The sequence below is a fragment of the Streptomyces sp. NPDC005775 genome (assembly GCF_042871565.1).
GTDB lineage: Bacteria > Actinomycetota > Actinomycetes > Streptomycetales > Streptomycetaceae > Streptomyces.
Genome location: NZ_JBIAIU010000024.1, coordinates 15706 through 28570, shown reverse-complemented (window position 1 = coordinate 28570; position 12865 = coordinate 15706). Strand labels below are relative to the sequence as shown.

General features: G+C 74.1%; 5 protein-coding genes. All 5 read left to right on the top strand.

Going from position 1 to position 12865, the window contains the following annotated elements:
* The first annotated feature begins 79 nt into the window (after window positions 1-79).
* Window positions 80-1501: a HEAT repeat domain-containing protein gene (locus ACFYPA_RS35615; protein WP_389136748.1), complete on the top strand. Its 1422-nt coding sequence runs from the start codon at window positions 80-82 to the stop codon at window positions 1499-1501.
* 103 nt (window positions 1502-1604) lie between these two features.
* Window positions 1605-5225, top strand: a complete 3621-nt coding sequence (locus ACFYPA_RS35610; RefSeq protein ID WP_389136745.1) for a hydantoinase B/oxoprolinase family protein — start codon at window positions 1605-1607, stop codon at window positions 5223-5225.
* Between the two features lie 184 nt (window positions 5226-5409).
* Entirely contained in the window at window positions 5410-6936 is a 1527-nt protein-coding gene (locus ACFYPA_RS35605) for a hypothetical protein (RefSeq protein WP_359086740.1), read from the top strand.
* Between the two features lie 112 nt (window positions 6937-7048).
* The gene (locus tag ACFYPA_RS35600) at window positions 7049-7954 is read left to right on the top strand and encodes a hypothetical protein (protein ID WP_359086738.1); all 906 of its coding nucleotides are present in this window, start codon (window positions 7049-7051) and stop codon (window positions 7952-7954) included.
* A gap of 88 nt (window positions 7955-8042) precedes the next feature.
* Window positions 8043-12824, top strand: a complete 4782-nt coding sequence (locus ACFYPA_RS35595; RefSeq protein WP_389136742.1) for a hypothetical protein — start codon at window positions 8043-8045, stop codon at window positions 12822-12824.
* Window positions 12825-12865: the final 41 nt, after the last annotated feature.

The following is a 12865-nucleotide window of genomic DNA, read 5'->3' as shown; positions in this document are numbered from 1 at the left end:
AGACGCCCCCGGTGCCCACCCGGCACGCGGAACTGCACAGTCCCCGGTTGCGTCGACAGCTTGATGTGAGGCTTCTCCCATGTTTGATCCGTTCATAGCGCCGAGCGGCACCCTGCTCGGCCTGCTGCAGAGGGGCCGCGGTGACGGCACGCTCCACGCACTCGCCGCACCACGCCCCGAGGCCCTGGCGGCTCTCAACCACTGCGTCCTGAGCGACCCGCGTCACGACTGGCAGGTCGAGAACCGCTCCCTCTACTACGCACGCCTGTATCTCGATCTCGACGGCGGGATCGAGGAGATCGAGCGGCACCTGTGCGATGCCGACGACCACCTCGACACGGACGACTCACGGACCGGCCTGGCCCTGGCGGTCCTCGGGCACCTCGCCTCGTACGGCCGCGACGACGCCCTGGCCCTGCTGCGGCGCTACGCCGCGACCGGCTCCAACTGGACCTGGGCCCTGGACGAGCTCGCGCTGCGTGACGACGACGCCGGGCTCCGGTCCCTCGCCGTGCCCGTGCTCGCCCGGTTCCCCGAGAACGCCGAGGGACGCGCCGAGCTCGCCGCCACGGTGCGGGACGCGTTCGAGCCCCGCCCCTGGCGGCTCTGGGCCGACGATGCCCGCCCCTCGGTCGGCGCCCGGGTGAGAGCAGCCTCGGAACAGGGCTCGTTCGACCGCTGGCAACGACAGATGCGGCCCGGCGGTCCGCGCCCCGGCTGGAGCGTCCGAGCCGTCTTCGACTGGGCCCAGGAAGGGCTCGACCGCGGCAGCGTCCTGCACGTCCCGGCCGCCCGCTGCCTCTCCGCGGTGGCGGCACCCGAGGACCGGCCCGTGATCGTCGAGGCCGCCCGCAGCGGTCCCGAAGGCGCCCGCTGCGCCGCACTCCACTACCTCGCCGCCGAGGTCCGCGACCCGGCCGTGCTCGACCTGATCGAGGCCGCGACGGCCGACGCCTCGCGGACCGTCGCCGAAGCGGCCGTTGCCGCCTTCGAGCGGATGTGCGGGGAGGCGGCCGTGGAACGTGCGCGCCGCTGGGCACGGCGGCCCGACGCGCTGGGTGCGTCGGCGGCCGGTGTGCTGGCCGGCCGCGGCGGCGCGCAGGACGCCCCGCTGGTGCTCGGCGCCCTGCGTGACGCCGTACGGGGCGAGGGGCCGGACGCACCTCGCCTCTGGTCCCTGGTCGACGGCGCCGGCCGGCTCGGCATCGCCTGCGCCGCACCCGTACTGCGCCACGTCTACCGGGAGACGTCCTCCTCCCACCTGCGGGGCAGGGCGGCCCGGGCCCTCGCCGCGACCGACCCCACCTTCGCCACCGGCTTCGCCGTCGAATGCCTGTGGGACTGCGAGGAGACGACCCGCGAGGTCGCCGCACGACACGCGGAGACCGGAGACATCAGGGTCGCCGAGCGCCTGCGCCGGCTGGCCGCCGATCCGGCGGAGGAGGCCGAGGTGCAGTCGGCCGTACGCAGCAGGATCGGTCCGGACGCACCGGCGGTCTGACGCCGCAGGAGCAACACGTTCCGGCGGCGCGGGGGCCCTGCCCCCACCGGATCTCCTCGTGTTCCGCGCCCCCTCCCGGAGGGCCGCGAGCCATGATGGAGAGGTGACCGGACGCTGGGAGTTCTGGATCGACCGGGGCGGTACGTTCACCGATGTGGTGGGCCGGGACCCCGACGGACGGCTGGTCACCCGCAAGCTCCTCTCACACGACCCGGACCGTTACCGGGACGCCGCCGTGGCCGGCATCCGGCTGCTGCTCGGGCTCGGTCCGGACGAGCCGGTACCCGCCGACCGGGTCTCCGCCGTCAAGATGGGCACCACCGTCGCCACCAACGCCCTGCTGGAACGGCGCGGCGAACCCACCGTCCTCGTCATCACCGAAGGCTTCCGGGACGCCCTGCGCATCGCGTACCAGAACCGGCCCCGGCTCTTCGACCGCCGCATCCTGCTTCCGGAGGCCGTCTACCAGCGGGTCATCGAGGTCCCCGAGCGGGTGGACGCCCGGGGGCGCACCGTCAGGCCCCTGGACCGGGCCGCGGTGGCGGAACGGCTGCGCGCCGCGCGCGCCGACGGACTGAGCAGCGCGGCCGTGGTCCTCATGCACGGCTACCGCCACCCGGACCACGAGAAGGCGGTCGCAGCCGAGGCCCGTGCGGCGGGGTTCACGCAGATCAGCTGTTCCCACGAGGTGAGCCCCCTGATCAAGCTGGTGCCGCGCGGCGACACCACCGTCGTCGACGCCTACCTCTCGCCGATCCTGCGCCGGTACGTCGACACGATCGCCGCAGAGCTCGACGGCATCCGGCTGATGTTCATGCAGTCCAACGGCGGCCTGCGCGAGGCCGCCCGTTTCCGCGGCAAGGACGCGGTGCTCTCCGGACCGGCCGGCGGCGTCGTCGGCATGGCGCGTACGTCCGAGCAGGCCGGATACGACCGGGTGATCGGCTTCGACATGGGCGGCACGTCCACCGACGTCTCGCACTACGCGGGCGCGTTCGAACGCGAACTCGGCACCGAGGTGGCGGGGGTGCGGATGCGCGCCCCCATGATGAACATCCACACCGTCGCGGCCGGCGGCGGCTCGGTCCTGCACTTCGACGGCCGGCGCTACCGGGTCGGCCCCGACTCGGCCGGAGCGGTACCGGGCCCGGCCTGCTACCGCAGGGGCGGACCGCTGACCGTCACCGACGCCCAGGTGATGCTCGGACGGATCCAGCCGGCCCACTTCCCCGCCGTCTTCGGACCGGACGGCGACCTGCCCCTCGACGCGGACATCGTGCGCGCCCTTTTCGAGACGCTCGCCGACGAGGTCGCACGGGCCACCGGGACCAGACGCACAGCGGCCGAGACCGCCGCCGGATTCCTGGAGATCGCCGTGCTCAACATGGCGAACGCGGTCAAGAAGATCTCCGTGCAGCGCGGGCACGACATCACCCGGTACGCCCTCACCGGCTTCGGCGGCGCCGGCGGCCAGCACGTGTGCGCCGTCGCCGACGCCCTCGGCATCGACACGGTCCTCGTCCCCCCGCTCGCCGGTGTGCTGTCCGCCTACGGCATCGGGCTGGCCGACGCGACCGCCATGCGCGAACAGTCCGTCGAGGCGCCGCTCGACGCCTCCACCCGAGGCCGCCTCGGCGAAGTCTGCGACGCGCTGGCCGGCCGCACCCGGGCCGAACTGCGCGCGGACGGGGTCCCCGACCGTGCCATCAGCACCCGGGCGCACGTACTCCTGCGCTACGAGGGCACCGACGCGAGCCTCTCCGTCGACCTGGACACCGCGGCCGCCATGACCGAGGCGTTCACGGGCGAACACCGTGCGCGCTACGGCTTCACGACGGACCGGCCACTCGTCGTCGAGGCGGTTTCCGTCGCGGCGACCGGGACGGCGGGGGAGCAGGGGTCACCGTGGCAGTCCGGGCCGCAGCAGGCAGGGGCGAGCGCGTCGCGACCCGCCGGCACGGCACGGATGTTCGCCGAGGGGCTGTGGCAGGACGCCGCCCTGCACCGCAGAGGAGACCTGCGGCCCGTCGACACCGTGACCGGTCCGGCCGTCATCGCCGAGGACGGGGCGACCACCGTCGTCGACCCCGGCTGGCAGGCCGCCCTCGGGCCCACCGGCCACCTGCTCCTCACGCGGGCCCGCTCCCGTCCCGCGAGACAGGCCGTCGGCACCCGGGTGGACCCGGTCATGCTGGAGGTCTTCAACAACCTCTTCATGTCCATCGCCGAACAGATGGGCGTGCGCCTCCAGAACACCGCCCACTCCGTCAACATCAAGGAGCGGCTCGACTTCTCCTGCGCCCTCTTCGACGCGGACGGCAACCTGATCGCCAACGCACCGCACATTCCGGTGCACCTCGGCTCCATGGGGGAGTCCATCAAGGAAGTGCTGCGCCGCAACGGGGACTCGATGCGGCCCGGCGACGTGTACGCCATCAACGATCCGTACCACGGCGGTACGCATCTGCCCGACGTGACCGTCGTGACACCGGTGTTCGACGAGACCGACGGCGCTCCCGCGGCCCTGAGGTTCCTGGTGGCCTCCCGCGGTCACCACGCCGAGATCGGCGGCATCACACCCGGCTCGATGCCGGCCTTCAGCCGTACCGTCGACGAGGAGGGCGTGCTCTTCGACAACTGGCTCCTGGTGCGGGACGGCACCTTCCGCGAGGCCGCGACCCGCGAACTGCTCGCCTCCGGCGCGTACCCCTCCCGCGACCCGGACACCAACCTCGCCGACCTGCGCGCCCAGATCGCGGCCAACGAGAAGGGCATCGCCGAACTGCGTCGCACGGTCGAGCAGTTCGGAGCCGATGTCGTCGACGCCTACATGGGGCACGTCCAGGACAACGCCGAGGAATCCGTGCGGCGCATCATCGCCGGACTCCACGACGGCCATCGCCGGTACGAGACCGACAACGGCGCCGTCATCGAGGTGACGCTGACCGTGGACCGGGACGCCCGCAGCGCACTCGTCGACTTCACGGGCACCTCACCGCAGCAGCCGGGCAACTTCAACGCGCCGAAGTCGGTCGTCACGGCCGCCGTGCTGTACGTGTTCCGGACCCTGGTGGCCGACGACATCCCGCTCAACAGCGGCTGCCTCACCCCGTTGGAGATCAGGATCCCGGAAGGCTCGATGCTGGCGCCCGCCCACCCCGCGGCCACGGTCGCCGGCAACGTGGAGACGTCACAGGCCGTCACGGGGGCTCTGTACGCCGCCCTGCGCGTCCAGGCCGAGGGCTCGGGCACCATGAACAACCTCACCTTCGGCAACGAACGGGTGCAGTACTACGAGACCGTGGCGAGCGGCTCGGGCGCGGGGGAGGACTTCGACGGCACCGACGCCGTACAGACGCACATGACCAATTCGCGGCTCACCGATCCCGAGGTCCTCGAATGGCGCTACCCGGTCCTGCTGGAGAGTTTCCGGGTCCGCGAGGGGAGCGGGGGAGCGGGCCGTCGGCACGGCGGACACGGGGTGGAACGCCGGATCCGCTTCCTCGAACCCGTCACGGTCGCCCTGCTCACCGGGCACCGCCGCGTCCCGCCGTACGGCATGGCCGGTGGCGGACCGGGCGCCCTGGGCAGCCAGCACATCGAACGCGCCGACGGCGGCCGCACCCCGCTCAAGGGATGCGACACCGCGGATCTGGACGCGGGGGACGTACTGGTCGTCCGCACGCCGGGCGGCGGGGGGTACGGAGCCCCGGGACACGGCTAGGCCCGGGACACGACTGACCGCCGGCTCGGCGGGGGACAACCGGCTCGTCGACGGTCGGCCGGGCTCGTCGGGGGTCGACCGGGCCTGTCGAGGCCCCCATGACGGGGCATGACCGACTCCGGGGCAAGCGGCCGCTTCTGGGCCGTTTCGACCGTTGTCAGTCCGAGGACCTAATCTGTCCAACGTGACTTCGCCTGCCTACACGGAAAACGCTGCGCCCCAGCTCAGCGCGGGGCCGCGGCCCGCACCGGGCCCGGCCGCCGACGAGGGGCTCTCGCGGCGGCTGCGCGCGCTCGCCTGCACGGCGCCGCTGCACGACCTCGACGTGCGCAAGGCGAACCTGGCCGGTGAGTACACGGTGTACGCGATGGCCGAGGTCGCTCTCGCGGCCATCGACCACGTCACCCTCAACATGGACTTCGACACCGGAGCCGACCACGACCAGATAGTGGCCAGACTCCTCCCGCGCGTCGCCGCGCAGGCCCCGCGCCGCCCCGCCGCCGAGCACGAACGGGTCGCCCGCTGGGTGCTGGAGAACCTGATCAACGTCGGCAGCGTGGACCGCGGCTTCCGGGCGGTATACGGAACCTTCGGGGCCGACGGCGTCTACGTCCGCCGGGACTACGACTTCAAACTGATCGAGGAAGTCCCCGGATACGGCGGAACCGTCTACCTGCGGGCCACCGACGAAGCGGTCAACGTCCTGGTCGGCGCGCTCGACACGGACGTGACCAGCGCCCAGATCGCCGCCGAGGTGAAGCTGGAGGTCCTGATCAGCCGGGGCCGCCTCGCCGACGCCCAGCTCGCCGCCGAGCAGGCCCGCTACCGGACCGTGCAGTACGCGGAGACGCTCCGCAAGACCCTCGACGCGACCCGGCGCAACGTCCGCGCGGTCGACTGGCTCAACGCCGTGCCCGACATGATCGCCGAGGCCCTTGACCACGTCGCCGACCGCTACCGCCACGAGAACGCGATCCTCACCAACATCCGCAAGGCGCGCGACGAGGCCGAGGAGCCCGAGCACAAGAGGCGCGCCGCCGAGCTCGTCGACATCGTCAAGGACTGCATCCGCCGCCATACCCAGCTCCAGTCCCGCCTCCTGGAGGCCGGGCCGCTGTTCCGTGCCGAGCAGGACCGCCAGGCCTTCGCCGCACCCGCGGCGCGCACGGGACTCGACCTGTACGGGCAGCTCCTGGCCCCGCTGCTGCCGCTCCCCGTCGAGCAGGGCATCCGGGCCACCGACGCGTTCTTCGCCCGCGGCACGGGACTGCGCACCCCGACCTCGGTCCGGGTGGGCGACCTGGTGGACATGCTGCTCACCCCGCCGCTCGAACGGGACCACCTGGGCGCCGAGATGCCCGAGCCGGACCTGATCGCCACCCCGGACGACAGCCGGTTCAGCGAGGAGCAACTGGCGTCGGCCATGGAACTGCTCGACCTGGAGCACGACGCGCCGCGCCGCCTCTCCGGACTCCTGGCCGATGCCCGGCGGCGCGACACGGAACTGCCCTACCTGGTCGCCCTGCTCGCGGTGCACGCCGCCAGCCCCCCGGTCGGCACCGCCTACCGCCAGGGCGAGCGACGACTGCTGTTCTCCGTCGACGACGGCACCCAGCTCGACGACCCCGAGTTCGGTGGCGCCGATCTGATCGTGGGCATGGCTCTGCTGGACGCCGTCGGCATGGCGGCGGACCGCTCGGAGGCGACATGAGGAAGCCTTGCACCCCGGCCGCTCCCGCGAGAACCGGCGCCACAGGCCTCCGGGCCGGGCGCCCCGTACCCGTACCCGCACCGAAGACCTTCCGCAACGAGGAGCGACCGTCGTGAGCGACCACCGCGCAGAGCACACCGACGCGTGGAGCGACCCGGCCGCCGCGCACCCCGCAGAGCGCCCCGCGGCTCCCGCCGCGGTCACCCCGGCCGACGCGGCGGACGCCTCCCGGCTCGTCGCCTTCGGTCTCCAGCCCAAACTGCTGCCCGCCCGCGACGCCGAGTACGCCGAACTGCTCCGCCGCTACCGGGAGGAGCCGGCCTTCGCCCGGCTCGCCGACGCCGTGGCCACCGGACTCGGCCTCATCGTGCTGGAGGTCTCCACCCGGGCCGGGATGGCCGTCACGGCGGGCGAGGACTCGGTCTTCGCCGTGCGCATGGGCGACTACGCCCGGCGGGCCTCCTCGGACGCCGCCGACCGCTTCCTCCACGGGCTCGCGCACCTGGCCGTCGCCGCCATGGCCTTCCCGCGTCCCGAAGACCTCGCCGACGACGCGTACATCGGCCGGATCACCGTCAACGGCGTCGACGCCTTCGTCCGCCAGGCATGCCACCGGCTGGAGGAGCGGGCGGACGAACAGGGCGACAACACCGACCCGGCCAGTGACGCCCCCGGCCTGGAGGCGGGCTGGCGGATCTACGCCCGCCGCAGCGCCACCGGCGCGACGAAGGACGCCCGCAGGCTGGCCGGATCCACCACCGGCATCGTCGGCAAGGCCGTGGCCTTCCTCACCGACTCCGGCTTCCTCCAGCGCACCGGGGACGACGCCGGAGGCGCCTTCCGCACCACCGCCCGCTACCAGCTCCAGGTCCGCGACATGGCAGGGAACGCCGCCATGGCCGAACTCCTGGAACTGGGCGTGGTGCCGGTCACCGACGGATCCGCCACGCTGCTGCCGCCACCCGACCCGGACGACCTGGAGCTGGCGGCCGACGCCGGCCTGCCGTTCCACGGCTGACCGGCCCACCACCGCCGGCGCCGGCCACCGACCGGCCCCCGCCACCGACGTCTCCCTCCCGCTGCCTGAACGACGAGAGTCCGCCGCCATGTACGAGTTGTCCCGGGTCCGCCTCTACTCCATCGGACCTGCCGGCGCGCGTTACGCCGACACCGTGCTCGACCTGCGCGGCGTCGGTGAGCCCGTGCCCCGACCCGCACCGGCGCAGGCGGAGTTCTTCGAGGAGGAGCCCGTCGGTCCTCCGCGCCGGCCGGCCCCCGCCGGAGTGCTCTTCCTGGAGAACGGCGGCGGCAAGTCCGTCCTGCTGAAGCTGATCTTCTCGGTGATGCTGCCCGGTCACCGCAACACACTGGGCGGCGCCAGCTCCGGCGTCCTGCGCAAGTTCCTGCTCGCGGAGGACTGCGGTCACGTCGCACTGGAGTGGCAGCACACGCTGACCGGTGAGTGCGTGGTCGTCGGCAAGGTCAGCGAGTGGCGCGGACGCCAGGTCTCCAACGACCCCAGGAAGTTCGCCGAGGCCTGGTACTCCTTCCGTCCCGGCCCCGGCCTCAGCCTCGACTCGCTGCCCGTCGCCGAGGCCACGTCGGTCGGCCGACCCGCCGACGGTGTCTCCGGCGCCCGCGGCAGGCGTCGCACCATGAAGGGCTTCCGCGACGCGCTCACCGAGGCGGGCAAGTTCTACCAGCACCTCGACGTGCACTGGGAGGAGATCCACGACCGCTGGAACGAGCACCTCGGTGAGGTGGGCCTGGACCCCGAACTCTTCCGCTACCAGCGCGAGATGAACGCCGACGAGGGCGAGGCGGCCGGACTCTTCGCGGTGAAGAAGGACTCCGACTTCACCGACCTGCTGCTGCGCGCCGTCACCGACACCCGCGACACCGACGGACTCGCCGACCTCGTCAGCGGCTTCGGCAACAAGCTGGGGCGCCGCGCCGAACTCACCGCCGAGCGCGACTTCACGGCGGGCTCCGTCGACCTCCTCGGCCGCATCGTCGAGGCCGCGGAAGCACGCTCCAGGACGCGCGACATCCACGCGGGCGCCGAGCGCCGCACCCGCACCCTGGCCCGCCGGCTCTCCGCCCGCGCCGGCCAGGAGCGCGGCCGGACCGCGGAGCTCGCCCAGCAGGTCACCGGCGCCGCCCACACCGTCACCGGCGCCGAGGAGACCCGCAGCCGCCGCGCCCTCATCGCCGCCGAACTCGCCTACCGGCACGCCTCGCTGGCGCTCACGGCCGCCGAGAAGAGTGCCGCCGCCCAACGACGCGAACTCGGCGACGCCCGCACCCTGCACTCCGCCTGGCAGGCCGCCGAGGCGGTGCTCCGCCACCGCGCCGCCGCCGACCGCTCCGCCCGCGTCGCCGTCGCCATCCGGGAAGCCGAGCGCGACGCCGCCCCGGCCCTGGCCGCACGGGCCACCGCCGCGGCCGACCTCGTACGGGCCCTGCACACCGCCGCCGAAGCGGGCGAGGGCGTGGCCAACGAGGAGGAAGAGCGCTCCGACACCCTCCAGGCCGCGGGCGAGGCCGCCCACCGGGATGCCACCACCGCCGCCACCGAGGCCCAGCGCGCCCGCAGCGAGGCCGGCCACCTGCGCCAGCGCCTCGCCGAGGTGGAGCAGGAGACCGCCGAAGCCGTCCGCGCGGGCTGGCTCGACGACACCGCTCCCCATGCGGACCCGGCCCGCGCCGCGCTCGCCGCGAACGACGCCGAACACTCCGCGGTCGCCGCCTGGGACACCGCCCGCGATGCCGCCGGAAGCGCGGCGGACCGGTCCCGGCAAGCAGCCGCCGCCGAGAGCCGGGCCGAACTCGCCGCCGCACGGGCCGCCGACGGCGCACGCGCCGCGGAAGGGGCCTACGAGGCCGAGCTGAGGGCCGCCGAGTCCATCGCCGCCGAACACCGTCTCGCCGACCTCCTCGGCCTGCCCTCCGCCGGAGGTGTTCCCCGGCCCCGGCAGGGCGCGCCGGGCGCGCCGGGCGCACAGGACGGTGCCCAGGACCGGCAGCAGCACCAGGAGGGCGCCGAGCCCGGCTCCGCCGCGGACGGGACCGCACCCGCCACCGCCGGACAGCCCGGGCCCGCCGAACAGGCCCTCACCGTAGGCGAGTTCGACCGCAATGCCGAGGAGCTGCGGGACCTCCTCGACCAAGGGGTGGCCACAGCCGAGCGACGTCTCTTCGAGCTGCGCACCGCGGCGGCGGACGACTCCCGCATCCTGGGCGCGCTCGGCGACGGCGGACTCCTGCCACCGGGACCCGATGTGCTCGCCACCGTCGAATACCTCGGCGAACACGGCATTCCGGCACTGCCCGGCTGGCGCTACCTCGCCCAGGCCGTCGACCCCGCCGACCACGCCGCCGTGCTGGCGGCCCGCCCCGAACTCGTCGACGGCGTTGTCATCACCGACCCGGACGCACACGCCCGCGCCCGTGAGGTGCTCGGCGCCGCCGCCCTGCTGCCGCGCTCCGCCGTGGCCGTGGGCACCGCGGCCGCCCTGCTCGCCCCCGTACCGGATCACGCCGCCGGGTCCGCCGCGAACACCGACGGGGTGTTCCTCGTCCCGCCGAACCCGGCTATGCACGACGAACACGCCGCCGACGAGGAACGGCAGGCGCTCAGGAGCCGGGCCGCCGCCCGCGACGAGGACATCCGCACGCTGGCGACCCGCCTGACGGGTGACCGCTCGCTCGCCGCCCGCATCGGCTCCTGGCGCGCGGACTGCCCGCCCGGCATGCTCACCGAGCTCGCCGAAGCCGCCCGTACCGCCCGTACGGCCGCCGAGACGGCCGAGGCCGCTCTCACCGAGGCCCGTACCGCGCGCGCCGAAGCCGACGAGGCGGCCGCGGACGCCGCCCGTGTCCGCGACGAACGTCAGGAGGCCGCCCAGCGCGCCCGCCGCGCCGCCGACGCACTGGCCGGACTGGCCTTCCGGCTCCGCGAACGGGCGGGCTGGCAGGCGAAGCTGCGCGAACTGGTCGACGAGGCCGCCGAGTCCGAGGCCCGCGCCACCGTCTGCCTGGAGCGGGCCCGTGCCGCCGACGAGGACCGCAGGGCCGCCCAGCGCGCGGCCGACGACGCCCGTCGCACCGCCCGGGCCCTGCGCGCCGAACGGGCCGAGATCGCCGGCGCCCCGGAACACCTCCCCGAGCCGGAGCCGGGCGCCCCGCGGCACACCCTGCCCGCCCTGCGCGAGGCCTACCGGGCGGCTTCCCAGCTGTACGAGAAGGTCGGCGTCGGCGCCGACCTGCGTGCCGAGCAGGCGCGCGCCGAGAGCGACGAGAGCGCCGCACTGGCCGAACTCGACCGGCTCACCAACAAGGTCCGCACCCGGGCCGCCCAGCTGCTGGAAGGCACGGACGGCGCAGACGGGCCTTCCCGGCAGGCCGCCGCATCCCGCGCCGAGTCCCTGGTCCAGCTCCTGGAGACCCGCGCATCGGCCGCCAGTGAGCAACTGGGCCGGCTGCGCGGCGAGGCCGAGCGGCTGGCCCCGGCCGACGGCGAGAGCCTGCACACCGAACTGCCCGACGAGCAGGTTCCCGCCGACGCCGAACAGGCGCAGACGCTGCTGCGCACCGCGACGGGCGAGCTAGCCACCGCGACCGACGCCCTGGACACCGCCCGCGCAGCCCACGCCGAGCTCCTCCACGCCCACCGCACCGCCGAGGACTCGGCAGGCGGCTTCGACGAGACCGCGGCCCTCCTGCGCGACCTCCTGCGGGACCACGCCGCCGAGGACGATCCCGAGGCCACCGAGACGTACCCCGGCAGTCTGGAGGAAGCCCGGCAGTCCGCGGCCGAGGCCCGCCGTTCACTGCGCGGTTGCGCCGCCGACCTGTCCACCGCGGAAGCGGCCGTACGGGAGGCGAGCGACGTCCTCGTCCGGCACGCCAACTCCACCCGCTACGAACAGGTCCGCACCCCGGCCCGCCAGCAGATCCGCGAACTCCCGGCTGCGGCGCTGCCCGAGCACGCGCAGAAGTGGGCGACGGCGTTCGCGCCCCGACTGCGGGTCCTCACCGACGAACTGGCCCAGCTGGAGCGCAACCGCGACTCCATCGTCGACCGGCTGCGCGGCCTGGTCGATTCCGCACTCACCACGCTCCGCTCCGCCCAACGGCTCTCCCGGCTCCCCGAGGGCCTGGGGGAGTGGTCCGGCCAGGAATTCCTCCGGATCCGCTTCGAGGAACCCGACCAGGCCACGCTCACCGAGCGGCTCGGCGAGGTCATCGACGAGGCGACCAAGGCGGCGCTGAAGAAGAACTCCGACCTGCGCCGCGACGGGATGTCCCTGCTGCTGCGCGGCGTCCAGGCGGCACTGGAGCCCCGCGGTATCGCCGTCGAGATCCTCAAGCCGGACGCGGTGCTGCGCGCCGAGCGGGTGCCGGTCGGGCAGATGGGCGACGTCTTCTCCGGCGGTCAGCTGCTCACCGCCGCCATCGCCCTGTACTGCACGATGGCCGCCCTGCGCAGCAACGACCGCGGCCGCGACCGGCACGAGCACCGCCACGCGGGAACGCTGTTCCTCGACAACCCCATCGGCCGCGCCAACGCCACGTATCTGCTGGAGCTCCAGCGCGCGGTCGCGGATGCACTGGGCGTCCAACTGCTGTACACCACGGGCCTTTTCGACACGACGGCGCTCGCCGAATTCCCGCTCGTGATCAGGTTGCGCAATGACGCGGACCTGAGGGCCGGGCTGAAGTACATCAGCGTCGAGGAGCACCTGCGTCCCGGACTGCCCCAGCAGGACCCGGGCAGCGAGACGGTGCACGGGGAGATCACCGCCACCCGCATGTTCAAACGGTCGGCGCAGACGCCCGACGTCCCCGCGGCCCGGACCGGGGACGGACACCGCGCGGCCCCGTAGAGAACGGAGGTCGCGCGGCCCCTCGGGCGGGCCGGTGGTTC